This is a genomic window from Pontimicrobium sp. IMCC45349 (assembly GCF_047219225.1).
Classification (GTDB): Bacteria; Bacteroidota; Bacteroidia; order Flavobacteriales; family Flavobacteriaceae; genus IMCC45349.
Genome location: NZ_CP178208.1, coordinates 2,819,294 through 2,845,227 on the forward strand (window position 1 = coordinate 2,819,294; position 25,934 = coordinate 2,845,227).

The 25,934-nt window shown below is 30.8% G+C and carries 19 protein-coding genes; 4 read left to right on the plus strand and 15 right to left on the minus strand.

Annotated features, from left to right (window positions below; all coding sequences use genetic code 11):
• Positions 1-4 precede the first annotated feature (4 nt).
• Both ACLII3_RS13125 and ACLII3_RS13130 read right to left on the minus strand, forming a co-directional pair.
• The gene (locus ACLII3_RS13125) at positions 5-577 is read right to left on the minus strand and encodes a hypothetical protein (protein ID WP_412984672.1); all 573 of its coding nucleotides are present in this window, start codon (positions 575-577) and stop codon (positions 5-7) included.
• Between the two features lie 2 nt (positions 578-579).
• Entirely contained in the window at positions 580-2,394 is a 1,815-nt protein-coding gene (locus ACLII3_RS13130) for a serine hydrolase (RefSeq protein WP_412984673.1), read from the minus strand.
• Positions 2,395-2,619: 225 nt separating this feature from the next.
• On the opposite strand from ACLII3_RS13130, the gene ACLII3_RS13135 reads away from it, so the two are divergent.
• Positions 2,620-3,651, plus strand: a complete 1,032-nt coding sequence (locus ACLII3_RS13135; protein WP_412984674.1) for a sensor histidine kinase — start codon at positions 2,620-2,622, stop codon at positions 3,649-3,651.
• Positions 3,652-3,658: 7 nt separating this feature from the next.
• Entirely contained in the window at positions 3,659-4,369 is a 711-nt protein-coding gene (locus tag ACLII3_RS13140; protein WP_412984675.1) for a LytR/AlgR family response regulator transcription factor, read from the plus strand.
• A 24-nt stretch (positions 4,370-4,393) separates the two neighbouring features.
• Here ACLII3_RS13140 and ACLII3_RS13145 read toward each other — a convergent pair whose 3' ends face one another.
• The 11 genes from ACLII3_RS13145 to ACLII3_RS13195 form a co-directional block, all read right to left on the minus strand.
• The gene (locus tag ACLII3_RS13145) at positions 4,394-5,338 is read right to left on the minus strand and encodes an MBL fold metallo-hydrolase (protein WP_412984676.1); all 945 of its coding nucleotides are present in this window, start codon (positions 5,336-5,338) and stop codon (positions 4,394-4,396) included.
• 382 nt (positions 5,339-5,720) lie between these two features.
• Complete coding sequence (locus ACLII3_RS13150) at positions 5,721-7,106, minus strand: Sau3AI family type II restriction endonuclease (RefSeq protein ID WP_412984677.1); 1,386 nt, start codon at positions 7,104-7,106, stop codon at positions 5,721-5,723.
• Positions 7,099-8,346: a DNA (cytosine-5-)-methyltransferase gene (gene dcm, locus ACLII3_RS13155; protein WP_412984678.1), complete on the minus strand. Its 1,248-nt coding sequence runs from the start codon at positions 8,344-8,346 to the stop codon at positions 7,099-7,101. The genes ACLII3_RS13150 and dcm overlap by 8 nt, the downstream gene beginning before the upstream one ends.
• Entirely contained in the window at positions 8,336-8,644 is a 309-nt protein-coding gene (locus ACLII3_RS13160; protein ID WP_412984679.1) for a helix-turn-helix domain-containing protein, read from the minus strand. Before ACLII3_RS13160 ends, dcm begins: the two co-directional genes overlap by 11 nt.
• Before the next feature lie 292 nt (positions 8,645-8,936).
• Positions 8,937-9,641 carry an MBL fold metallo-hydrolase gene (locus ACLII3_RS13165; RefSeq protein ID WP_412984680.1) on the minus strand — a complete coding sequence of 235 codons (705 nt, stop codon included), beginning with the start codon at positions 9,639-9,641 and terminating at the stop codon, positions 8,937-8,939.
• Between the two features lie 105 nt (positions 9,642-9,746).
• A complete protein-coding gene (locus ACLII3_RS13170) occupies positions 9,747-10,550 on the minus strand; it encodes a LytTR family DNA-binding domain-containing protein (RefSeq protein WP_412984681.1) in 804 nt (267 codons plus the stop codon).
• Between the two features lie 31 nt (positions 10,551-10,581).
• Positions 10,582-15,480 (minus strand): DNA repair ATPase, encoded by a 4,899-nt coding sequence (locus ACLII3_RS13175; RefSeq protein ID WP_412984682.1) that lies wholly within the window; start codon positions 15,478-15,480, stop codon positions 10,582-10,584.
• 194 nt (positions 15,481-15,674) lie between these two features.
• On the minus strand, positions 15,675-17,741 hold the full coding sequence (locus ACLII3_RS13180; RefSeq protein WP_412984683.1) for a flotillin family protein: 2,067 nt from the start codon (positions 17,739-17,741) through the stop codon (positions 15,675-15,677).
• 35 nt (positions 17,742-17,776) lie between these two features.
• Complete coding sequence (locus ACLII3_RS13185) at positions 17,777-18,526, minus strand: hypothetical protein (RefSeq protein ID WP_412984684.1); 750 nt, start codon at positions 18,524-18,526, stop codon at positions 17,777-17,779.
• A gap of 338 nt (positions 18,527-18,864) precedes the next feature.
• Complete coding sequence (locus ACLII3_RS13190) at positions 18,865-19,266, minus strand: hypothetical protein (protein WP_412984685.1); 402 nt, start codon at positions 19,264-19,266, stop codon at positions 18,865-18,867.
• Positions 19,259-19,549 carry a hypothetical protein gene (locus tag ACLII3_RS13195; protein WP_412984686.1) on the minus strand — a complete coding sequence of 97 codons (291 nt, stop codon included), beginning with the start codon at positions 19,547-19,549 and terminating at the stop codon, positions 19,259-19,261. Before ACLII3_RS13195 ends, ACLII3_RS13190 begins: the two co-directional genes overlap by 8 nt.
• 185 nt (positions 19,550-19,734) lie before the next feature.
• Here ACLII3_RS13195 and ACLII3_RS13200 point away from each other — a divergent pair, with 185 nt between their 5' ends.
• A complete protein-coding gene (locus ACLII3_RS13200) occupies positions 19,735-21,120 on the plus strand; it encodes an alanine/glycine:cation symporter family protein (protein ID WP_412984687.1) in 1,386 nt (461 codons plus the stop codon).
• A gap of 37 nt (positions 21,121-21,157) precedes the next feature.
• Here the strand turns inward: ACLII3_RS13200 and ACLII3_RS13205 are convergent, their stop codons facing one another.
• Positions 21,158-23,326, minus strand: coding sequence for a hypothetical protein (locus ACLII3_RS13205; protein ID WP_412984688.1), 2,169 nt, complete (start codon positions 23,324-23,326; stop codon positions 21,158-21,160).
• 9 nt (positions 23,327-23,335) lie between these two features.
• Entirely contained in the window at positions 23,336-25,258 is a 1,923-nt protein-coding gene (locus ACLII3_RS13210; protein ID WP_412984689.1) for a transglutaminase domain-containing protein, read from the minus strand.
• Positions 25,259-25,426: 168 nt separating this feature from the next.
• Between ACLII3_RS13210 and ACLII3_RS13215 the strand changes: the two genes are divergently transcribed.
• On the plus strand, positions 25,427-25,846 hold the full coding sequence (locus ACLII3_RS13215; RefSeq protein ID WP_412984690.1) for a transposase: 420 nt from the start codon (positions 25,427-25,429) through the stop codon (positions 25,844-25,846).
• Positions 25,847-25,934 lie beyond the last annotated feature (88 nt).

Genomic DNA, 25,934 nt, shown 5'->3' on the forward strand with positions numbered 1-25,934 from the left:
GCATTTATCCTTTTCCGTATCCAAGCCAACTTACTATTAATTGATTAATAACAAAAACAGCAAGAATTATTATTAAAACATAAGAATACTTGATAATCTTTTCTTTTATGGATGTTTTTTGAGTTCCATCAAAATGAGTAAGAGTTTTAATTACGTTTATAATTTTTGGTTTGTTGATGTAAAGAATTACTATTAGCATTAATAGATATAGTATAGCGCTCGCTAATGCTCCGTATTTATCAAGAAAAAAAATGTCAAATACAATTACATTTACCATTATTGGAATTAATATTAAGGTTCCAATTAGCTTTGTTCTATTAAAAAGAAGTAAAGTAGCACCTACAATTTGGCAAACTCCAATAAATAATACATAACCATATGAACGTCCCATAAATACCCAAGCTAGTTCAAAATTTGGGATTTGTTTTATAGGCATTGATTCTATGTGAGTAGGTATTAAATCTGGTGTGTAGAATTGTCCGCCAATTGCTTTTCCTAGTCCATATGCAGCAAGAAAAAAGAATACATAAAAACGACATACAATTTCAATAGTTTCTTTAATGTTGATTTTTTTCATGACTAAAATGAAGATTTAAGTGAGGCTTTGTAATTCATAGTATCATCTGTTAAAATTAGTTCTTGATCGGTTAGTTTTATTCTTAAATCTTGCATACCATTATATTGATGTCCATTGATAAAAAACTCATTTTGATTAATCTGAGTTAATTCTACTTTTTTAATGCTGCTAGTTCTTATGTTATCATCCATAAACATACCTTGAATTTGATTTTCTGCGTTGATTCCTAAAACAAAACCTACATCTTCATTTTCAAAATGAAATCTAATATTTACTGTTTTATTACCTTTTTTGCCTTCGATTTTATAGATGTTGTAAGATTTAAAAACGCCTGCTTGATTAATAAAATAGGACCACATTCCTTTTAACTGGTTTAAGCCATTTTCAGAACTTAAAAAGTCTTTCATGTCTTTATTTGCATAATCAGAAAGTCCATTGAAATTTTGGGTACTCATAGCATTTGCAAAAAACAAAGCGGTTTTACAAGCTTTATTGTCTGTTGTCGCATCTCTTGAAAATTGATAAGTAAAAACAGACCAAGGTGTTTTTCCAATTGTTTCTAGATAAAACGTATTGTTTTGCTTTTTTAGCATGAAAGCATGATCGTCATCTAATGTATACGTTTTATTAAAGTCAGGAATATTTGAGTTGTTAACCTTAGTAACTTTTGGGAGTAGCTTTGGTTCTTTACCTTGAAAAATTGCAATAATGGCATCAATTATTTCTCCATCAACAAATTGGTCTTTACCTTGAAAAGAACTTTCTGTAATTAAGTCTGTAGAAGTGGCATTAGATAAGATGATAATCTTTATGTTTTTTTGTGGTAATGTCCCAATTATAGAGGCTACACCGGGAAGTAAACCAGTGTGATTAACCCATTTTTCGCCATCTTTATATTCAATTCTCCAGCCTAAACCGTATTCTGAATTATTAACACCTCTAGATTGTGTATAACTATAAAGTTTATTTACAGATGCTGGTTTTAGGAGATTTCCGTTTTCTAAAGCAGTCATTAGGTTGTGTAAATTTTCAGTAGTAGAATTAATGTTTCCAGCTCCAATTATCCATGAAGGGTGAATAGAGCTTGTTAATTTTTTAAATTCATTCATTCCTAATCCGCTATGCGGAAAAGCTTTTTGATCTAATGTTTTATAGTCGTTGACAGCAGTTTGTGTCATGTTGGAAGGTTTAAAAACGGCTTGTTCCATATAATCTTTATAGGACTGTTTGCTTACAGCTTCAATGATATATGCTAAAAGTGTATATCCAAAATTATTGTATTCGTATCCAGTTCCTGGTTCAAATTTTAATTTTGAATCTTTGAATTTTTCAAAAAGCTCATTTCGTGTAATTGGAGTTTTTACAGGCATTAATCCGTTGCCTTGATCATCAATTCTACCAATATTGGCTTGCATACCAGAACTGTGGTTTAATAAATGACGAATGGTTATTTTTTTAGAAAAATCAGGGATAAAGTTTGGGAAAAATGAACTAATAGGTGTTTCTAATGTAAGTTTTTCTTGTTCTACTAATGTCATTATTCCTATAGCAGTCAAAGGTTTAGTGATAGAAGCAATGCTGAAAATAGTATTGCTGGAATTCTTTTTGTGATTTTCAACATTAGCATAACCAAAACTCTTATTGTAAATAATATTATCATTTTGACTTATTAAAACGTTTCCTGTAAATCGATTATAATGAGCATAACTTTCAAAAACATTATTAATGTTTTTTTGTAAAGCTTTGTCAGGATTAGTTTGTCCAAAAGTCTGTAGTATAAAAAATATGATCATTATAATTGTTATAGATTCCTTCATTTTAGTATGGTTTTATAATTAAGATGAAGCAAGAATACTATCTAATAATCGTAGTTTAAAAAGAATGTGATTACTAGACCTTTCTATGTGGTAGATGTATGAAATAAAGTGAAATATGTTATACTTCACATAAATATAGAGTTTGGTCACTTTAAGTACTTAGTTTAACCCATTGTAGGTTTTAAAACTATATAAAACCCTATTTTTGAGATTTAAACACTTTGGATGAAAAAATATTTAGAAACAATACTACACGTTTTAATTTGGGGAATTTCCTATGTGTTGATCTTAAATTTCATAAACACTATTTCCGATTTTAGAAAAGATGAAGGTCCATTTTGGCTTGCCATACTATTTGGAATGTTTATGAACCAAATTTTATTTTATACTACGGCTTTTTATATCGTTCCAAAGTTTTTACGATTAAAAAAAATAGCACTTCTAGTTATCTCTTTAATAGGTGTTTTTGTATTTATAAATTTATTGGAAAGCATTATAGATTACTATTGGTTGGTTGGATTTTTTTCAAGTGAGAGTGAATCTTTTGTAACCTATTTGAGTTATAATTCTATCAGTAGCTTTTTTATACTTTTATTAGGTTTGTCATATGCTTTAATTAAGTATTGGTTTCAAAATGAAAAATTAAAAAGAACCTTATATGAAGAGAAGTTAACTACAGAAATGACTTTTCTTAAGACTCAAATTAATCCTCATTTTTTGTTTAATGTACTTAATAGTTTTTATGCTAAGGCATTAAAAAATGATGTGCCAGACTTGGCAGATGGTATATCTAAATTAGCAGATTTAATGCGTTATATGGTGTATGAAATTAATGAAGATAGCATTGCCTTAGAAAAAGAAATCCATCATCTTAAAAAGTTTATTCAGGTGTATCAGTTACGTATTGCTGAAGATGACGATGTGTTTATTAATTTTACTGTTAAAGGAACTGTTGAGAACGTGCAAATTAGTCCTATGTTGCTTATTCCTTTTGTAGAAAATGCCATTAAACATGGAATTGATCCTAAAACTAAATCTGTTATAAACATAACTTTGGAGGTTATAGAAAACAGCTTGGTATATAAAGTAACCAATACAGTTCATAAAAACGCGTATGATTTGAAGGATACTTCTTCTGGGTTTGGTTTAGATAATTTAAAGAAGAGACTAACTATTTTATATCCCAATTTACATACTATAGAAACCAAAGAAGAAGATGGATATTTCGTTTCTTTACTTAAATTGCAAATAGAATAACTGTGTTATGAATTATATAATAATTGATGATGAACCCGCTGCTATAGATGTTCTTGAGTTTCATCTTAGTAAGATTCCGTTTATGGAGTTAAAAGCAACATTCAGAGATCCTTTGGATGCTCTTGAGTATCTTCAAAAACACACTGTTGATCTTCTTTTTTTGGATATTAATATGCCAAAGATATCTGGAATTAAATTTCCTAAATTTTTAGAAAAAGCACCACTTATTATTTTTACAACAGCTTATTCAGAGTATGCTTTAGAAAGTTATGAGCTTAAAGCGATAGATTATTTATTAAAACCAATTGGTTTTGAGCGGTTATTACAAGCAGTAATGAAAGCAAAAGAGGCTTTGAATCAAAGTGCAGAAGGCGTAAGGTCAAACGCTGAAACTTCTCAAGAAAGACTTGAACAGACTGTTTTTATAAAAAGTGGTTCTGAGTTTCACCAACTATCCATTCAAGATATAAAATACATTGAAAGCGATGGTAATTATGTAACCTTCCATACAACCAAGCGTTCTATTTTAGCGCGTTATAAGATATCTGAAGTTATAGAGCTGTTACCTAAGCAGTTTTTTGCAAGAATTCATCGTTCCTTTATTGTAGCTATTAAACATATAGAAATAGTTAAAAAACATTGTGTTATTATAGATGAAATTGAAATTCCTATTAGTAGCAATTATAGAGATGATTTTTTAGCTATTATTCGCACATAAAGTTGTCTAGGAAAGACCTGTTATTTATTGTAGCTTGTACATAAGTTTAATATGTCTTTCTATTTCTGCATCAAAATCATTATAGAGTAATTTGTATTTATCTCCCAATACTGTTTTAACTTTTAGAATAGTATCATTAGGCTTTTTATTATTCTTATAATCAGATTGCACTTGTTTCCAGACATGAGATAACAAGTCTAAATCTCTAATTACTGAATTTACATTTGTAGTGTTACCATGTCCTGTTAAAACATGTGTTGGATTTAATTTAACGATAAATTTAAGAGTATCTAGTAAATTAGGAATATTGCCATGATCAGTAATTACAGGCATCCAGTTAGAGCTTAATACGTCACCTCCAAAAATGATTTTTTGTTTAGGTAACCACATTAAAATATCACCTGGAGAATGCGCGTCATTAGAAAAGATAAGTTCTACTTCTAAGTTGCCAAAATTGCGTTTTTCGTTTTTGCTAATTATTAAGTTTGGATAAGAAAGTTTTGTAGTACCAATAGTTCCATTGGTGACACGTTTGTAAAATGCAACATCATCTTCTCCATATTTTTCCATGGTTTTGAAGGTTTTGTCACTAGCAATTATTTCAATAGCTGTATCTGCAAAAGCAGCATTACCTAGCCAATGGTCAGCATGACTATGCGAATTAATAATCCAACGTACAGGTTTATTAGTAATCGATTGAATTGTTTTTTTTATTTGGTTACCTATTGTTTGAGATGAACCAGAATCAAATAACAATACACCATCATTAGTGATTACAAAATGTACATTAGAGTTCCAACCTTTATTTTCTGGAGTTGGTAATCCAAATGAAGGTGAAATAATACTGTAAATATTGTTAGTAATCTGTTTGACTTCAAACTCTATGGTAGTAGTATTTGCATTTACTATGTTATTACCAAAGATGCTAATGAGGCAAAATGAGATTATTATGGCCTTAATTTTTTTCATGATGAGGTGTTTTTTGATTGAATGTGCAATTATGACGATTCTTACAATAAAACGTTACTATAGAAATGTTAAATTATAGCGTATAATTATTTAGCTTTTAGTTAATGATTTTTTACTTGATTTGAGGAAGTTCGTTTAACGGTCTTGTATATGAAAAGTAGCGGATTTTACACACTAACTTTTCGGAATATAACAGACTTTAAATTTATAAAATTCATTTTCGTTTAAGCACTAAAACAGCTATTTTTTATATACGTTGTTGTGTTTTCGTACTTTATTTTTCCATTCTGCTGATAGCGTTGGCAAAGCCATACTCTTTTGCAATTTTTGGTGTAGCTGTGGATGAAGCGAATTGCAAATGTGTATGGCTTTTAGCGTTGGCTTATTTCAGATATATTTCGTCTTTCACATAACTTGCGTTTAGCCAAAAACAATGTTTTGTATATTCAGTCAAACCTGTTAATTTATCTACTACAGGTAATTCATAAGTATCTGCTGCATTTCTCGCGTGTGGTCTAACGTGACTAATTCTGTTTTCAGTTTTCTTTGGGAAATAAGTTTTTCTCACACCTTTTTCAGTTACTTCTTTTACGATTTCTCCACTTTTAACTGTCTTTACCATTTCTTGCCAAACATTTTTGGCTTCAACAATATCAGAGTAGGGCATATTCCAAAATTTCACTTTTCTTAAAATCAAATTTTCTCCCTCAAATTGATAAAAGACGAAGAAAAATTTACTTTCCAAAATGTTCTTAAAATCTGAATCTTCCCAATCTGTTTCAACAAGTTCTAGATATTCAAATGTAGGAAACGAAATATCTTCTTTTGGTAAATCATTTTCTTTAAGTCGAATAGTTTTGACTTGAATATCTGCTTTTTCAAATTCCTCTATCTTTTGACCGAGTTCAAGTCCAAGAATAGCATTTGTAAGATTTGCAAAATAACTTTTAGCTTTCTGGTTTAATTCTAAACCCAATTCTTGTTCAATTTGTTCAGCGGATTTTCCATAAAATGGGTGGAATTTTAGAATTACTATTTCTTCTATTGAACGTACTTTTTCTAAAATTTCTGGCTGCTCAATTATTTTTCCATAAACAGCTGTTTCTTCTTGAGCAATATTTGCGATTATATGATTGACATAACCTTGTTTTAAAGAATATGCTCTTTGTTTTGCTTTTTCATTATTAAATGGCTGGTCTCTATATGATTTTAGAGCTGTTGAGCCTTTTGTACAAGCTCCAAGATAAAATGTATCTCCTTCTGATAATTCGTGAGCTTTTCCGTCTTTTATTTTTTGATTGATAAATTCCCAATCTTGCTTAATAATTTTTAAATCTTCGTTCGGATATTGCCAACCGTCAACTAACTTTATTATGTAGTCAAGTAAATTTAAATCTCTGTCGTGTAGATAGAATACTAAAAGTAAATGGGCATTTTTCTTCCAAAATGAACTAGTTTCAAACTCTTCTTTGTGAACTTCTAAATAATTAATGATATTTAAAACAAGTCTTTCTTTTGAACGATATTCTCCATTTTTTAAAGTTTTTAATGGACTTGATTTTAGTTCAATTCCTGCTTCTTTAAAATCAGGTTCTGCATCAGAATTTGGTTCGTAACCAAAATAGAATTTTTCTAAAATCTGACCGAAATTTCCCTTTCCTTTATAACCGTGTTTTTCAATTTCAACTCCACAAGCTTGTCTTAAAGTTTGGTTTTTAAGTTGTTTTGCAAATTCTATTATTGAATCTGCCGAAGTTATATCAAGCATATTCAAATTGGTTTATCTGTTTATAAAGTTCTACTCCAATTTTTTCAATTATGCCTACAACTAATGCATTTCCCATAAAAAAGGCTCGTTTAGTGTCTGTAATTCCTTCCAATTTGGTGTGATTATCTGGAAACATATTTAATCTCTCTAATTCAATTGGTGTCAATCTTCTTAAACCTCTATCAGAAACAACTACGTGTTTAAACCTTGAAGGTGATTTTCCACCTTCTCCTGTTATTATTGTTCTAGAAGCATTATCTAGAGCGTCAGGATAAATCATTCCGCCTTCACTATAATTGTATTCAAAACCTTCTTTTGTTTTTCTTTTTTCTTTTTTAGCACCTTTTAAATATTCCCATTTTGGTTTGTCGTTTTCATCAATGAAAAATTCAGGTGTTACTTCTCCGTTTTGTAGAACATCTGCTAAAACAGTTTTTTGCCCATCGTAATTTGGCTCTGTTTTAGTTGTGAAAACTTTATCATTAATTAATAAGCCTGTATTTTGAAAAGGCGATAGCTTTCCATTCTTATTGAAATTGTCTGTTATTTCTACTAAATCTCCTTTTAATTCAACTTCTTGAATTGCATTTGTTTTTGCAACAGGAAAAGCATTTGCTATTGTTCCTTCTTCTATTAACCAATTTGTTTTATTAGATTTTTTAAGTCTTTTGTAAACGTCAGTTGATTTGTGATAACCTATAAAGAAAACTCTACGTCTTCTTTGTGGCATTCCATATTCAGCTGCATTTATAACTCGCCATTCTACTGCATAACCTAAATCATTTAAACTTTGTAACATAACAGCAAAATCACGACCTCTTTGTTTTGCTGGGGATTTTAAAAGTCTATCAACATTTTCTAAAAAAAGATATTTCGGCTTGTTCTTTTTGTTCTCTAAAATTTTATGAATTGACCACCAAAGAACACCTTTTTTACCTTTTAAACCTTTTGAATTATGCAATGTAGTTGCAACAGAATAATCTTGACAAGGAAAACCTCCAACTAATAAATCGTGATCTGGAATTTCTTCTACATTTCTTGTTACTACTTCGTTTATATCTTCGTTAGAATGATTTTCATTTCCAAAACGAGCTTCATAAACCATTGATGCGTGTTGCGTTTTGGTTGACGGTTCCCATTGATTACTCCAAACAACTTCGTAATTGCTTTTTTCAAGTCCAAGACGAAATCCTCCAACTCCTGCAAATAATTCTGCAACTCTCATTTTCTTATTTTCCATTTTCTTGAGCTTTATAATAGTTAATTTTTTCTTCTGCTACTTTTAATATTTCGGAAGTCGATTCCGTGTATTTTAGTTCGTCTGCAATTTTTTCCGAATACCAATTTATGATAAGTTCGTTTTCGGGAAGTTCGTAAAACTTTGCAAGTCTTACGATTTGTTCCATTGTCGGTTTTCTTTCGTTTTTCTCGAATTTGCTAATCAGAGATTGATCAATATCTACTTCAGCTGCAACTTTTCGAAGTATCAATTCTTTTTCCTCTCTGGCACATTTTAAAGTGTCGCCTAATGTTTTCATTGGTTAAAATTGTTTTAGACAAATATTGTCCAAATTTATAAAAACATTTTGGATTTCCAACTTTTAATTCGGATTATTTCGAGCGTTGGGAAATTTTAGCTCTTTTGGTTTTTAGAGCATTGGAAATTAGCGTTGGCAAAAACCAAAAGTGCTAAAATATGCGGCTGGTAGTATGAAACACAACGTATTTATATAAACACGTTTTAATGGTTTATATAAAAGTGTTAAACGAAGTTAGCATTTTTGAGCTTAAAAATCAATACGTAGAAATACGTAATTTGAGTATTTATGGTTATAGTTTTATTGTGATTTTTTCGCCTTGTTCAGTCATAGGTTGAATAGAGTCTATATTGCTCCATTTTTTATTAGCACTAGGTATTTGTTCAGGATATAAGTGGTATACACCAAGCATTTTTGAATCAATTTCAATTTCTTGTTCTTTTGCATTTAGTAAAATCCAATAAGGCACAAAAGCCCAGTCCATATTTTTAATTTTTCCAATTGTTTCTGGATTGGTTGTATCTCCAGATAAATAAATTCTTTTTCCGTGCCAAGTTATGAGGTAAGAATAATGCCTAAAAGAAATTCCAAAAACTTTATGTGTAGTTTTAAATGCTTTAATTTCAAAGTTATCTAAAGAGTTGTTTAGGTTTTCTAATTCAGATATGTTTGATACACCATATTTTTGTCCACCTTTTTCTTTTAAAATTTTGTTTAGGTGTTTTTTAGAATAATGGTCGGAATGTTTATGTGTAAAAATAAAGATTGAATTGTGCTTAATACTATCAAGTTCTGTACTATCAAATTCCATGTAACCATGCGCTCCAGATTTATATGGAAAATCTGTGTATATATGAGTTGTACCATCAGTTATATATAAGCCACAGTTTCCCAAGAATTTGATATTAATTTCTTTGGATTGACTATGTGTAAAGCTAGAAACGAAAATTAAAATTATAGTTGTAAAATGTGTTTTTCCTGTCTTGAAAATAGGCATAATTTGAGTGTTTGAATTATTTATCAAATTAAAGCACTAATCAATTGTGGTTTGAATAAAAGTGACGAAACAAGCTTAATTTTGACAAATGAATACGCTAAATAATCACGCTTCATTTAAACTGCTTTTAATTTTAGTATAGTATGTTTTTGAAAGTGGGATAGTGTTTTCAAAATCTTTGAAACATATTTTCGCATTTTGAGAATTGCCCTTAACTTCTTTAACGTTTTCCATGTTTAAAAGATAAGAGCGATGACACTTTACTAAAAAAGGTAATTGTTGATTTGTTTTTAAAAGCGTTTGTCTAAAGGTTTTAGATGTTACAGTATTGTTATCACTTACAAAAAAAATATCAATATAGTTTTCTACTGCTTTTATATAGAGTAGGTCCTTTCTATTAAGCTTTAATGTTTCATTCTTATTTTCACCAGTTATAATTACTGTGTTTTTTGGAAGTGGGATAATTAGTTCCCCAAACTTATTGCGTAAAAAGACTACTAAAGGTGAAAAAATTGGAATAAATACTAAAACGATGTGTTGTAGGTAAAGGAAATATGTTTTTATAGAATAGCTTTCACCATTTATAAAGCGATGATTATATAGATAGATTATAGTTCCAGAAATTGTAAAAAAGATTATTGTAGAAATAATTTCGTTACCGACAGTCCAAATTTTATTAGAACTATTATATAAAATGTTCTCTAAACTACTTTGTATAAAAAAGGTTGAAAAAAAGAGTATCCCAAAACCTGATAAAATCAAGTTTTTATAGTTAGATTCATAGTTGTTGGTATCAAAAGGCTGAAGAAATATTATAATAAACGCCAATATGCACCCTAAAATAAAACCAACTAATAATTTATCTTTTAAGGATGCTATAAAAGGTATTTGTTTATTAAGAAAAGTCAATTTTATGGTCTTCAGTTTTTGTTTGTATAATCTAAGACTTTTTATTTAAACCACTTTTAAGCACATCTTGAATGCCTTCTAAATGCTCACTAAACTGCATCATTTGTGCTAAAATTTGCGTCATGCCATTTTGATTACCAAAGCCTTTTAATTTGTTGTTTTTTATAAAGGTTGCTTTAATGGATTCCCAACGTTCTAACTCGTTAGCATCTATAGTCTCTGCAAGCTCTTTATACTTCAATAAATTGGCTTCGGCTGCACTAGTTAATGTTTGCGATTCGTTTTCGTAATGCGATAATAAAAGTATTTGTAGTTCTTTGTTATTCATAATTGGAACCACCTTAGCTACCAATTTATTCATATCACGATACGACCCTTGTAACTTAAAGGATGGCTCAATACGATAATTATCGTCCATAGCAGCCGATTTAATATAGGTTTCATTAACCTTTAATACTGTGTTACGTATGGTTACCACTTTATCTAAAACGGCTAAATAATCTTCAACTTCTTGTTTGGTATGGTTGCCTTTTAGTTCTAAATTTTCACGATTTCCAGACTCTACAGTTTCAATTAGTTGGTAAATATCCTCAAAGTATTTACTGCTTAATTGGTGTAAAATAGGGTTGGAGGTTAGTGCATTTTCAATTAAACTTAATTTAAATAAATCGGCTGTATCTCCAATAATATCACCTAAATTATAGATGTCTGCACGATTGGCAAGCATGTCTGGAATTTGAAACTTTTCACCACTTTCGGTATAAGGATTTCCAGCCATAATCACACAAAATTTCTTACTACGTAAATCGTAAGTTTTTGGTTTACCATTATACACACCTTCTATTTTACGTGTACCATCGGCAAGCGAAATAAATTTTTGTAAAAACTCAGGATTACAGTGTTGTATATCGTCTAAGTACAACATAACATTGTTACCCATTTCAAATGCAAGATTAAGCTTATTAAGTTCTTCTCTTGCTGCCGAATTGTTTGCAGTTAAAGGGTCTACAGAAGTAACTTCATGACCAATGGCTGGACCGTTTATTTTCATAAAGATTAAGCCTAATCGGTTAGCCATATATTCCATTAAGGTTGTTTTACCATAACCAGGAGGCGAAATTAATAGAAGCATTCCCATTCTATCAGTACGTTTGTTATCACCAACGCTACCTAATTGTTTGGCTAAATTATCACCAAATAATGGTAAGTATACCTTATCAATAAGTTTGTTTCTAACAAAAGACGATAGAACTCTAGGTTTAAACTCTTCTAGTTTTAAACTGTCTTTAAGTGTTTCTGTTACCGAATGTTTAGCAGTTCTAAAAGCATTATAAGCAGGAACTTCTACAGTTTGAAATGTTTGTAGTTGCTGAGTGAAATCATGATAGTTAAAGTTAAAACTACCTTCTTGAATGCACTCATGTGTTCCTTTTAAATTTTGAATAACTGCGTCTGGATTTACTTGAATTATATTAGAAGTAGCTTCGCTTTTAAAAAGTATTAAGGCTGCAATTTCATATATATAATCCGTTTTTTGTGGTGCATGTAGTTTGATAAATGAACTTACCCATTGTACAACTAACTCAACAGCTGCTTGCGAAATTACCTGTTCGTTTAGCGCTGTTTTTACAGAATTATTAAAAGTGATTAAAGCGTTTTTGTTTTCAAGCGTTTTTGTGAATTGATCGTGTAGCTCTTGAGCTGTTTTGCTAATACAAAAAGTGTTGTCGCTTTGTAATTCTTCAAACAAATAGGAAGCTGTTTCAAGCTCTAGTGTTTGATTACTTTTAATATAGTGTTTAGATAAGCTGTCGTAAACGGTAGACTGCTTTAACTCATGACTTAAAGCCTCTAAAATTACTTTATATTCATTGCTCTCTGGGAATGTAGAAAGTACTTCTCCAGAAGCTTTTATTTTTTGATTCCAATGCGCTTTATTTTCTGAATTCAAATTATACCAGAAAAACTGACCAAATGCACGTACAAGTGGTGTATAGCGAAGTAGCCCTAAATTATGATGCTTGTTAATTAAAACTTGTAAAATTTGAGCTGCATCCTCATCATGAACACCTTTTATATAACCTTCGGAATAGTTTTTACTACTTTCATTTTTTATAAGTTGAAGTAATGCAGTTTCGTCTAGCGAATTTAAATTTTGAGATGCGTTTGTAAATAGTTTATAAGCTAAGTATGCAGCTCTATAAATTGTTTTATTTTCGGAAACTAATTCTTGATTCCAATATTTTTGAGAGGATAATAGTGTTGTGTCCTCAATAGTTTGATAAAAATCGGTTCCAGTTAAATGGTATTTTAAAGTATCATCTTTAAAAACAATAGTAAGATCTAGAGGTTGTTTATTAACTCCAAATTTGTGTTTTCCAAGACGAATAATAGTTTCGCCATCTTCATATAAATCTTGTGTGTCTTTTAGTTTTCTTATGGCATCTTCTTTAGCAACTTTAAGACCAGTTTCAATTGCTTCTGCTTTTCCAACATCCTCTAAATCTTTTAAATTCTCGATAATGTCTCGCAGTTTATTAATCATCAAGTCAGAAGCGAAATAGCCATTAATTTCAGTAGTAGTTTTAAAGTTAAGTGCTTTTTTAGCAACACCTTTTAAAATTCTATTAGCTGCAGTTTCAAGGCTTATAGCTTTTTTATTTCTAGCTTCAATAAGACCATTTTTACGCGCTTCGAATGCGTTGTAAACTTCCTCACGTTTTTCAATAATAAGAGAAATAAAATCTTCAAAATCGGCAAAGCGACCTTCTAAATCTTCTAATTGTATAGAAACTTTGTTTAGAAGTTCATCTGTTTTTTCAGGTGTATTAGCAATGTCTAAATAGTTGATAATACTTTGGTCAACTAACTTAAGTTGTGCTGCAAATTCGGCAGAAGCTTCTTTTTCTCCTAGCGATTTTAGTTTGTTTTTTAAGCCTGCTTTTAACTGATTGATAGTAGAAAATATCAATGAGATATTATCGATAATTTTAGTAGCATGCGATGCATCTTCAATATCTAAATTTGAGACAATATCGATAAGCATTTCTAAATCTGCAGCGATTTGATTTACTTCTGCTTCTAAAGCCTTAGCAGCTACTACTTTTTTAATGTCTTGTAGTGCTTTTTCTTTGTCTGAGACACGTTGATGATAGGGTAGAAGTGCTTTCTCATCTAATAAAAACTGCACACAACGTTGTGAAATCTTATCATTTTGAATAACAATTTCTTCCTCTAGTGTGGAAATAAAAGTAGTGTCAACATAGCGAATATCGTTAAGACCAATAACTTCGCCTCTTAATGTTCTTAGCTGTGATAATACCAATACAAAATCTTCAATACTTTTAAAAGAACTGCTTTTAATTTTACCAAAAATATGACTCGCTTTGTCTTGTGTTTCTTTAGTAATATTTGCAGCTGTTTTACGAAGTTGTACCACCTTTTCAAACTCATCAATTGCAGAGTTTGCTGCAGCATTGATTTCAAAAAGTGGTTCGTTGATTAAGAATGTATCTGGTTCTGTAATCCAATAATAGCTACTAAGAATATCGTTAGAGGCCTTTGCAATGTCATCATATAAACCATCAAAACTATCCTCTTTGTTTAGTAATGTTACTAAAGCTTGAGATTCTGCCATGGCTTTTACAATGTCTTTATTCCCTATTTTATATAATAAAGTATCTGTATGTTCCGAAGGAATGGCTTCACCTTTAACAAATGGTGTTTGCCAAATTTGTATGACGTGGTGTTTAGTTTGTTCGTCTTCAGTTTTAAAGTAACATAGTTCACCATCTTTAAGAATGGTGTAACCGTTACATATAATAGGTGTTTTTACTTGTTGCTCAATAACATTGTAGGACATAAGTATGTAGAGTCCTTTTGTGCTTTCGTAAAAAACATATAAGTAATCCTCTCCATTAGGAGAGCTCACCGTTTTTTTAAACTTTACATTAGTAATACCATTGTCAAAAAGTTTAAAATCACCAGATTGTAAATAATAACCACCGGCAAAAATAATACCTTGGTCATCTGGTAATAACAAACAGGCATCACCTATACTATCTATTTTTTTTACCTCCTGAATTTTATGGTTGTATACAAAATAGCGAGGTGCTTCTTGAAAAGGTTTAATTTCTAGAGCAATAAGGTTGCCTAAATCTGCATAGCGATATTGACCATCATCTAATGTTTGGTCAGCGTGTTCAACAAGCTCACTATAAATACCTTTACCATCATCTGTGTTATCTTCTATTTTTATAGTTAAGTCGCCTCCAATAGTTTCTACAAATACTTTATCTAATATAGAAATATGTGGATGCTCACCATAAACGTGTTGGTCTCTACTAGGCTCTACCCAATTAAAAGCGTGTTGATTTGGGAATTTAAATTCATGTTCGCTTCGATTATCTATGTATTTAAGTGAACCATCATTTATTAACCATTTAAATGTTTTTACGTCAGTAACACTATCACTTAATTGAAAAACCATGTGTAGATAGTTTCCAACGATAGCAAACTTTGAAAAAACCGTATTTCTATAATATTTGTACAGATTGGTAAAATCGTCAATAAAAATAGCATCGTTCAATAAGTCCAACGATTGATTGACAAAGTGGTTGTCTTCGTAGGTATAGATGCTGAATACATCGTCTAAAGTAATGTCTGTACGAAGTCCAAAATGTACGTTATATCCAAATAGGCAAATATCACCAATAGTAACAATATCACGTGCTATACAGTTGTTTTCTGTATTAATACGATTATTAGCAATTAGTTTAGTTTCAACATTACCAAAAACGGTTTTACGCGCTTCATTTAGTTGCGCTAATCGTGATAGAAGTTCACTTTTTTGTTTTTGTAGGCGTCCTTGAATAATTTCATAAGTACCACCATCAAGTTGTATGTTATTTGCGTCGTTGGGTTGTTCCATTCTTAAATTGTAATTGGATTTAAAACGTATAAATCTTAAAAGATGTGTTATTTAAACACTTAATCATTATGAAAATGAGAGGAACGAACGATAATAAATCTTAATTAGATTTTTTATTATTCTATATCTGTGTAACAGCAATTCCTTTTAATAAATTAGATTAAATACACTCGCTTATAAGCGAGTGTATGATATTATCCTAACTTCTTATCTAATAAACCTAAGCCACTCGCAAGATTTGATAGGTTTTCAAATAAGTTTAGTTCTCCAGAATCTGTTGTTTTAGATTTTAAGTGTAATAACAAATTAGCAACAGTTACGTTTTTAATGTCTTCGGAAGAAATGCCATATTTAGTAGCAAATTCTTTAATCTTTTCTAATAAGTTTCCTTTTACATCATCGCTACCTAAAATAGCTTCTTTAACTTCGGTAATATTATCAGAATGATTAATTAAACGATCTACACCTTTAGACTTCGTAATTTGTCCAATAATTTGATCGAAGAACATTGTTTCTCCACCAACTATGTCAATGTTAGCAGCTCTTAATGCCTCACCAATTACTTGTGCTTGTGCATCTGCAATATCTTTTTGGATATTGATTTCTGCTAAGTCAACTTGTAATTCTTTATTTAAGCGTAGTTTAAACTCTTCGTGCTCTTTACCAACACCATCTAATTTCTTCATAGCATTAGCTTTTTCTTCAATTCCTGAAGCTTCAGCTAAGGCTTGTTCTTTAATTACTTCGGCTTGTGCTACACCTTCTTCTTTAATCGCTTCTGCTTTAGCTAAGATACCAGCAGCTTCCGCTTTAGCTTTCTTTTCTATAATAGTTGCTTCAACCAATCCTTGACGCTCATTAGCATCGGCTTTAGCATGCATTACTTGAGCTTCAGACATACCAATAGTAGCTTCTTCTTTAGCTTTAGCTTCTGCTAATGTTTTTCTAGCTTCTGCTTCTTTTTCACTAGCTTGTTTCTTAGCTTCTGCCTCAATATTAATTTCTTCTGCTTTTTGCTTAGATGCTTCTTTTTCAGCTTCAGCAGCTTTAATAGTTTTAATTAATGATTCTTGAGCATTCGCTTCAGCAATCGTAATTTTTACTTGTTTTTCACGCTCAGCAGTTTTGAAAGCTTCAATATCCTTCATGTTTTCTTGCTCTTCAACCACACCTTTTTCTAACATTACACGATCGCGAATTACATCTTGGATACTTTTCTTTTCTACTTCAACAACCTTTTCTTTTTCAATTTGAGCAAGCGTAACAATACGTTCTCTTTCGGTAGCTTCTAACATTCTGTCTTTTTCTACACGTTCAGTTTCAACAGCATCTGTACGTTGCTTATTTTTTGCAGCGACAATAATTTGACGCTCCATATTTTCTTCAGCAACTTTTACTTTTTCTTCGGTAGAAATTCTAGCAGATTCAGATTTTAAACGTTCTTCTTCAGCAACTTTAATAGTTTCTGCCTCTTCACGCGCTTTAATATTAGCGATTTCACGCTTTTGTTGTTCTTCTTTTTCAGCTAATTGTTTGTCTAACTCTAAAATAGCTTCGCGTGCTTCAACATCTTGCTTACGAATTACTTTTTCCTCATCGCGCTTAATAAGGTTAGCTTTCATGTTTTGCTCAGCAGTAAGTTCTGTAATTTTTTTAATTCCTTCTGCATCTAAGATGTTGTCAGGCTTTAAAAACTGTACTGAGGTTTGCTCCAAGTAATCAATAGCACAATCTTCTAAGGTATAACCATTAAGATCAGTTCCAATAATATCTACAATTTCATCACGGAATTCGCGACGCGCTTCGTATAATTCTACGAACTGGAATTTTTTACCTACTGTTTTTAATGCTTCAGAGAATTTAGCTTCAAAAAGCTCTTCTAAAGTTGAAATATCTGAAGCTCTTTCGCAACCTACTGTTTGTGCTACTTTTTTAATAAACTCTACTTCATTATTTACACGTACAAAGAAGGCTACTTTAATATCGGCACGCATGTTATCTTTACATAACAATCCGTTTTCTCCAATACGTTCTATTTGAATTTTCTTTACAGAAATATCCATGATTTCTACTTTATGAAATACAGGTACCACGTATAATCCTTTATCTGTAGCAACTTTAGTACCCTTAAATCCTGTACGTACTAAGGCTTCACCTTGAGGTACTTTTTTATAGAATAGTGCAATAATTGCAAAATAAATGATGATTAGAAAGAGGATAAGCCCAACGCCTATACCAATAATTTGTGTGATGTTTTCCATGTTTATTATTTGGTTTTGTTTAAGATTTAATATGTTTAAAATTTGATGTCTTCGATGTTAACGATGCGCTCATTAGGATCTTCGGCTGGAAGTACCCAATAAAAGTTTTTATCGTCCGATTGTTTGATGACTACAATTTCTTGTTTGTAATCAATCGTATTTCCATTATGAGATTTCGCATAAATTGAAATTGGGTTGTCGTCTACTATTATCTCAGCAGATCCCATTTTGTTTTTAGAGATTTTTGAGAGCATCAATCCCTTTCTGCCTATAAGATTAATTGGCGCATCACCATCTGGATTTAAGTTTTTGAAAAAACCTTTAAATGGCGATGTAAACAGTTTGGTTATTACTAAAGAAGGTACAATACCTGCTAATAAAAGCGTATAACCATAATTTGTGTTATAAGACGATGTTAGTGTGGTTGCTATTACTGTGCATAGCCACCAAATAAAAATCCAAGATGTAAAAGTGAACATAAAAGGAAGTCCTACAAAGTTGAAGTAAACTAGTACCTGTTGCCACCATGTTAGTTTTTTTCTTGGGTCTTTTATAACATCTTCTTCATTTATTTCAGCATTTGCAAGATCTGTAAAAGATGCTGTATCAAGATTAGCATCGACATCTACGTCAACATCAGCATCTATATCTACATCAACGTCTATATCTAGGTCGAAATCTATACCAGAAATCATATTGAAAATCCAATAGAGAATTAAAATTATAACCAGAATACTTAGGGTTATGTTTACTTGAGAAAAGGCAATGTCAATAACGTTATCCAATGCGTGAGGCTTTTTTAAATGATGGTTTTTTTAAGTAAGAACTTGTAAACAATATTAAGTAATATTTTTCATATTATAAGTGGTGAATTATCATATAATTACAAGACTTATTAATATTACAAGTTTACCTTATAAGTGCATGTATTGATAAAAATGTTACAAGAAAAATTAAGTTTTTTTTAACTTTTTAAATGGAGGAGGATTTGGAAGTTCGTTTAACGTGTTCGTGTATGGTTTGTGCGGAATATTCCGTGAGGAATATTCCGAGTGTTCTGTTGTTTCTTTAAAGTTAGGAAATTTAATTGAAGTTCATGTGATAGCATGAACTATACACGTTGTTAGGCATTGGCTTCTTTATCACTTGATTCAAACCGAGATTCGATTAATTTCATTTGATTTAATATATCAATAGGTTTTGAGGTTTCAGACTTATGTTTTTCCTGAGAAAAATAAAGAGATAGTAGTCCACCAACCAGAAATATTCCAAATAGAGCAATCACTAAGTATTGATATCGAATGTCCTGAAATTCCGTACCCAATAACGTTATTAGGCAAGGAACACAAGCACCAAGAAATAAAAATCCTATTTTATTAAATATATTAACATTTATATCAATTTCTCCTAGTTTATCTTTTATGAATTTCCATTCACTTATAGCAATTGGATAAGCTTTGCCTTTTTGATGAGACATTAATTCATATTCTTGAGATACCGAAAAGTTGTTTCCATTATCACTCATCTTTCTTAGTTTTTTTAGGTTCAACTTTTGGTTTTTCAATAGCTTGCGAAACTAATGCGTTAACTAAAACAGTATTTCCACAATTATTACAGTTTACGGGAATTATTGGATAGATTGGTCCTCCTCCAATGACAATATTTCCTCCCTGAAATTGTCTTAATTCATAAACAGTATCGTTAACAGTCCAACTGTTAGAATTACACATTGGACAAGCTCTATTTCCCCATTTCTCATTTAAGTGTTTTAATAGCTTATCTAAATCCGGTTTGTTGTCTTCTGACATTATATTTGTTTTTTTGATTTAATTTTTGCTTATGCCTAATGTATTTATATAAACACGTTTTAATGGTTTATATAAATTGTTAAACGAAGTTAGCTTTTTTAAGTAAGAAAATCAATACGTAGAAATACGTATTTAGGCTTATATAATTGTAATGATTACATTTATACATTGACTAAATAAAACTTATGGAAGTATTGGATGTTGTCTTGCAAAAATTTTCGGCTTATGCTTGGGGATTACCATTATTAATTTTGCTTATTGGAGGTGGTTTATACCTTTTAATACTATCTCGTTTTTTGCCTTTTAGATATATAGGTCATGCTATACAAGTACTTAGAGGTAAGTACGATGATCCAAACGATCCTGGACAAATTAGCCATTTTCAAGCGCTTACTACTGCTTTATCTGCCACTGTAGGTATGGGCAATATTGCTGGTGTGGCTGTAGCTATTTCTATTGGTGGTCCTGGAGCTGTATTTTGGATGTGGATAAGTGCAGTAATAGGAATGTCTACCAAGTTTTTTACATCTACATTGGCTATTATGTTTAGAGGTAACGATAGCGAAGGTAATATACAAGGTGGTCCAATGTATGTAATTACACAAGGCTTAGGGAAAGCTTGGAAACCTTTAGCAATTATGTTTGCTTTTTGTGGGTTAATAGGCGCTTTACCTGTTTTTAATGTTAACCAGTTAACCCAAGCAATTAATGATATTTTATTAAAGCCAAATGGTGTTAAAGTAAGCTTTTTTACCAATTTATACATTGGTATAGTGCTGGTGAGTATTACTGCTATTGTAGTACTTGGAGGCTTGAAACGTATTAGTAAAACAGCAGCGCGTTTAGTACCAAGTATGGTATTACTTTACTTTGTGTTAGTGCTTATAATTTTAGGTTTACATATAGATGTTGTACCAAAATATTTAGCTATGATTTTTACTGATGCTTTTGCCGCAAGTAATTATAGTGGAACACCTTTTCTTGGAGGTGTTGTTGGTGCATTGATTTTATTAGGAATAAAGCGAGGTGCTTTTAGTAATGAAGCAGGAATAGGAACTGCACCAATGGCACATGGTGCGGCAAAAACAGACGAACCTATTCGTGAAGGTTTGGTTGCTATGCTAGGACCAGCAATTGATACTTTAATTGTGTGTACGCTTACAGCACTTACTATTTTAGTGACAGGAGTTTGGGAAACTACTGCTGATAATGGTGTAAGCTTAACAGCGTCGGCATTTGGAACTTCAATGCCAATTTATGGTAAATACTTATTGTTATTGTGTATTGCAGTGTTTAGTATTTCGTCGTTGTTTTCGTATTCGTATTATGGTGGGAAGTGTATGTCGTTTTTATTTGGCGCTCACAATAAACATTATTACAACTACTTTTATATTATTAGTATAATACTAGGCGCCACAACGACACTAGATATGATGATAAATCTTATAGATGGTGTATTTGCTTTAATGGCAATACCAACAATGGTGTCTACTATTATTTTAGCACCAAAAGTTGTAGAAGCATTTAAGTTGTATACTACCAAGCTTAAAAAAGAAAAAACCACATCGTAATTGGATGTGGTTTTTTTATATGTTAAGAATAATGTAATTACTTTCTTTTAATCAGTACTTTTTCGTTTGTAAACTGAAACGCAGCATCTAAAAATGCCATCATTTGTGGCCAATTTTCTTTTGGCTCGAAATTGTTTTTGTATTGCTTAGATGTTGTTACAATTAGTTTATCACCTTCAATGGTAGCTGTACTAATAAATGCACCTGCAGCATTATCTACATTTTTATTTAACTTGTCTAATCCAGCAACTGTATAGCCTTCTGGAATAGTCATAGTAATATTATAGTTAAAGGTTCTAGCATAAGAAGCGTGAACGTTACTTGTGCGTGTACGCTCTTTGTCTTCAAGGTCTATTTGACCTCCAATAAGCTTTCCAATTTCAAAAATATGGTTAGGTCCAGCTTTTTTAACTAATATGTTTTTAGCTTTAAAACTATCTGAAAAGGCCAATTCAGAATCTGGACCAAAACGTCCTGTACTAATTATTTTAAACTCATAATCTTCAACTTCATTTCTTTCTAAATCACTTTCGGCATACTCTTTTAAAGTTTCTTTTTGTTTGTCTTTTAGCTTTTCTATTAAGGCGTTCATTTCTTTAGTAACCTTAAGCTTTTGTTTCTTGTTTTTAATACGATCTGCTAATGTTTTTGTTTTATACTTTGCATAATCTTCATTTATATAATCTGTAAATAATAAGAATTCGTATTGGTATTCGTCTTTGGTATGTCCTTTAAACGAACTTGAAGTTGTCATATCCAGTACAGTAAAATCTTCGTTAAAAGCTACTGTAATGTCTTTTTTATTTACATTATCTAAATGTGAAGACACAGGAAGTTTACCTCTTTTAATACCATCAATTTTATTTTTTGATTTAGTAAGTAAAAACACATCTGTTCCTTCAATTAATGGTGAATATTGATTTACACTCGTATGAGGTCCAAAAAATTCAACATAAAGTGGTTCTGCTGTATTAACTTTAAGTAAAACGTTCACATTTTTTTCAATCAGTAAATCGTCAATACTACCATCGTAACGTTTTTTAGCAACAACAATTTCGTATTTGATTTTATGACGTCTTAAAAACTCTGTAAAGTGTTTTACAAATTGCTTTTCATTTTGAATAAAAACAGGATTAGTGCCATAATAGTAATATGGATATACAATATCTGCTTCGTCAGCAATAAAAGCCTCTACAAAGCGTGTTAAGTAATAATGGCGCATGTAGTAGTAAGCTTGTGTGACTTTATCAGCATCGTTTTTAAATGATTTTCCTTTTAAGAAATGCTTTAAGTCTCCTATATCTCCATCTGGTTTAAAACGATGATCGTAAAGGTCTAGTACTTCATCTTGTGATACACTTTTCTTAATAATACTTTCCTTTTTTGGAAGGAAAGCTAATGCGCGATCTTCAAACTTCCCAGAACGTGCAAAATATACCTGAAACTTATAACAAGGTAATTCTACAAGTGGATAAGACCATCTTGAAAACTCGTTCTTTTCTATGTCTGAAGCTACTAATTCGTAACGTCTAAAATTACCTTTGTTTGTTTGGATTTGTTTTAATTCTGGTGCACCATTATAAGAGTTGAAATTGATAAAGAAATCATTTTCAGTTTCAAAAAACAGTCTAAAATCCATAATTGGATATTCTTCAGAAAGAACGGTTTCAACAGGGTCAAAACCAAAAGCGTAAGTAGATTTAAAAGGCTCTACTTTAAAGAAATAAAAATCGATAATATCTCCAACTTCAAGGTTTGAAATTGCAACTTTAGTTTCGCCATCAACCTCTACAGCTTCTTCGTCAACATTTATTTCTATTTCTTTGCCATCTGGTTTAATAATTTTTACACCTACAATATTATCACCTTTTGCTCTCCAAGAGTAACGACCTTTATTAGATCTAAAGCGCTTTTTAAATGAAAATTCTGAAAACTCTTCTACAGCAGCTTTGTCAAGTAGCTTAATACGTTTTCTAATAGATACTTTATAAGTTACATTTTTACCAAACTTATGAAAATCGTAATTTTCGTTTTTATAGATAACTACAGCAGATTCGTTTTTCCATTTATCTGGAATATCTGTAGCATTTTTGTATGCATCATTGGCGCCCCAAAATAGCTCTTTAGCTTCAATTTCTAGTTTGCTTTGTCCAAAAAGCGTAGCACTAAAAGCTACAAGCGCAATGGTTAAAATTCTTATTTTCATAAGTGTTTTTTATTGTTTGGTTAATATTATTTGTTCTTTGTAAGTGTCATCTAGTTTTTTAATGAACGTATTCCACTCATCAAAATCTGAGGTTTCTACTTTAGCATTTTTTATCACAAAACTTTTTTTACAAACCACAGCATTTCCTTCTTGTTTGAAGGTAATTGATAGGTCAAAATTATCTTTTGAGATAGTTTTGTTTTCTGGTACGTATGTTACTTTATATCCTGCTGGAATTTGTAATGTGATTTTGGAGTCTAAGTCTTTTTTATGTCTGAAAATATAATCGGTTTTACGATCATTTAGATCAAAATCACTAAGCTCTTTTTCAATATCTAAATCAATGTAAACTTCGCCATCAAAAGATGAAACTGCATTGTTTACTGTAATATCTGCTGTAAAATTCAAGCTTGCTTCTCTGTCGGTAACATCAGAAGCAACAATGTTAGATACTTTAATATTGCTATCGCCTTTTTCTAAATACGATTTTAAAAATTCTTCTTTAATATCAGTTTTTAAAGAACTGAAATAGTAAAGTAAGCTTGCTCTACTTTCTCCATTATAGGTTTTTTGTACACTTCCTTTCAAGGTTTCGCCGTCAAGAGTGTAGTTGTAAGCTATATATTCTTTGTTTTCAGAATGATTAGCAGAAGGAACTGTTTTTAAGATGTATTTTTCACCATCTTCAATTAAAACTTGTTTGCCTTGAATTCTGTCGGCATACTCACCATAGGCATTAAATTTTTCTGTACCATCAAGAAAGATGGCTTTACCATCTTTAAACAAAGTACAAATCATGTGGTTATCTACCGAAAGGTTTGGAGTAGAGTAGTCGTAGGCAATACGTTTAGTACCAATCCAAGTAAGTCTAGCGTCAAAACCAGCTTCTATAAGCATTTGTTTTGTAAGGTTTGCCATTCCTTTACAGTCGCCATATTTTTTGTTATAAACATTGGCAGCTTCATCTGGTTTAAAACCAGCAATACCATCTTCAAAAGCGATATAACGAATGTTGTCTTGAACCCAATAATAGATATTTTTTATTTTTTCGTCGTCTGTCTTAGCGTTTTTGGTTAATTCTGCAACTTTTGCTTTAAATGGAGTTCTGTCGTTTTCTAGACTATTTGCTAAACTACTATACCAATTATATAAATCTTGAGTAGAATTAAAGATTGCTTCTTTGTCACCATTTTTAGATTGCGATTTAGCAAGAATTAATATGTGTGGATAAATATAAGTTGGACCAGGAGCGCGTTCTTCATCATACATAGCTGGTAAATCTTCAATCTTATAGGTAACTATTGTATTTTTTGTTTTGGAATCTTTGTATTCGGTTTTTTTAATGTCGTAACCTTCAAAGTTCATTTCTTTAAGCTCAATGTCTAGCCAACTAGGAATATCAAACTTTATTTCTCGTTTTACTGTTGGGTAAGAATTATTAAAATATACTTTAGTGAAGTACTTAATGTCTTTGTATTCTTTTCTAATAGTAGTGTAGTATTTATAACCATTTAAAGGAAAGTCTACATTAGCATACTTAACTCGTGTATCTATATGGAATAAATCTTCGCTCGTATAGGCTTCGTCAATAACTTGGAACCCTGCTTTCTTCTTGTTTTTGTATTTAATGGAAAACTCTGTTATTTCAGACTCACCATCGTAAAAACAATATTTTTGAATATCTGCACGTGAGTCTAAGTTAATATGGTTTTCGTCAAGCTTGTGGTTAACGGTTACTTTATTGGTTTTTTGGTCAAAACCAAACGAAATATAGTCTTTACTTAACTGTAATGCAATATGATCATCTTCATATTTTTCTTTAAGTGATTTAGCTTCTAGTTTGTCATTTGAATTTGGTTCAATACTTTTTTGAGAAAATGCACTATACGAAACAAGGCATAGTAAAATAAGGTAGAATTTGTTTCTAGACATAGGTTAATGTTTAATACAATTGTAAATATATACTTTCAATTAATTTTCTAAAACCTTTTTCTTAACAATTTATAATCAGGTAATTATTTTTTTAATCTAGTTATCGTAATAATGTATCAATTTGGATTATTGTTGCTAAATTGATATATTTATGCTAAATTATTATATATGGATATTCAATGTTGCCCAAATTGTAGCTCAGAAAGCTACACTAAAAGTGGAATTGTAAATAACAGACAACGCTATAAGTGTAAGTCTTGTGGTTATTTTTTCTCTGTTAATAAAATGGGGAAACGTATAGATGATTATTATGTAAATAAGGCATTACAGTTATATTTAGAAGGACTTACGTATAGAGAAATTGAGCGTATTCTTGGGATTTCTCATGTAAGTATTATGAATTGGGTTAAAAAATATAATATCAAACGACCATATAATTCTAATTACCATCCAAGTTATAAAATTTTAAGTGCTTCAGAGCTTTCAAATTACTTTCAAAAAACTAATAACTTGTCTGGAGCTGGTGTTCTTGTAACCGAGCTTGGTGATAAGTTTATGCTTATTAAATGGGAACGCTTTAGAGATTAGGTATATATAATTACCATTTATGTATATTGATTTTTATTTAGCTCTATCTTTTTTAGAGATTAGTAGTGCACACAAAACCAAAACTTTA

What these genes read in the sequence shown, in the direction of transcription:
- ACLII3_RS13135 (WP_412984674.1), top strand. Translation starts at nt 2,620, where the DNA reads ATGAAAAAATATTTAGAAACAATACTACACGTTTTAATTTGGGGAATT.
- ACLII3_RS13160 (WP_412984679.1), bottom strand. Translation starts at nt 8,644, where the DNA reads ATGAAAACATTAGGCGACACTTTAAAATGTGCCAGAGAGGAAAAAGAA.
- ACLII3_RS13140 (WP_412984675.1), top strand. Translation starts at nt 3,659, where the DNA reads ATGAATTATATAATAATTGATGATGAACCCGCTGCTATAGATGTTCTT.
- ACLII3_RS13145 (WP_412984676.1), bottom strand. Translation starts at nt 5,338, where the DNA reads ATGAAAAAAATTAAGGCCATAATAATCTCATTTTGCCTCATTAGCATC.
- ACLII3_RS13125 (WP_412984672.1), bottom strand. Translation starts at nt 577, where the DNA reads ATGAAAAAAATCAACATTAAAGAAACTATTGAAATTGTATGTCGTTTT.
- ACLII3_RS13195 (WP_412984686.1), bottom strand. Translation starts at nt 19,549, where the DNA reads ATGTCAGAAGACAACAAACCGGATTTAGATAAGCTATTAAAACACTTA.
- dcm (WP_412984678.1), bottom strand. Translation starts at nt 8,346, where the DNA reads ATGGAAAATAAGAAAATGAGAGTTGCAGAATTATTTGCAGGAGTTGGA.
- ACLII3_RS13180 (WP_412984683.1), bottom strand. Translation starts at nt 17,741, where the DNA reads ATGGAAAACATCACACAAATTATTGGTATAGGCGTTGGGCTTATCCTC.
- ACLII3_RS13200 (WP_412984687.1), top strand. Translation starts at nt 19,735, where the DNA reads ATGGAAGTATTGGATGTTGTCTTGCAAAAATTTTCGGCTTATGCTTGG.
- ACLII3_RS13215 (WP_412984690.1), top strand. Translation starts at nt 25,427, where the DNA reads ATGGATATTCAATGTTGCCCAAATTGTAGCTCAGAAAGCTACACTAAA.
- ACLII3_RS13190 (WP_412984685.1), bottom strand. Translation starts at nt 19,266, where the DNA reads ATGAGTGATAATGGAAACAACTTTTCGGTATCTCAAGAATATGAATTA.
- ACLII3_RS13130 (WP_412984673.1), bottom strand. Translation starts at nt 2,394, where the DNA reads ATGAAGGAATCTATAACAATTATAATGATCATATTTTTTATACTACAG.
- ACLII3_RS13150 (WP_412984677.1), bottom strand. Translation starts at nt 7,106, where the DNA reads ATGCTTGATATAACTTCGGCAGATTCAATAATAGAATTTGCAAAACAA.
- ACLII3_RS13165 (WP_412984680.1), bottom strand. Translation starts at nt 9,641, where the DNA reads ATGCCTATTTTCAAGACAGGAAAAACACATTTTACAACTATAATTTTA.
- ACLII3_RS13175 (WP_412984682.1), bottom strand. Translation starts at nt 15,480, where the DNA reads ATGGAACAACCCAACGACGCAAATAACATACAACTTGATGGTGGTACT.
- ACLII3_RS13210 (WP_412984689.1), bottom strand. Translation starts at nt 25,258, where the DNA reads ATGTCTAGAAACAAATTCTACCTTATTTTACTATGCCTTGTTTCGTAT.
- ACLII3_RS13205 (WP_412984688.1), bottom strand. Translation starts at nt 23,326, where the DNA reads ATGAAAATAAGAATTTTAACCATTGCGCTTGTAGCTTTTAGTGCTACG.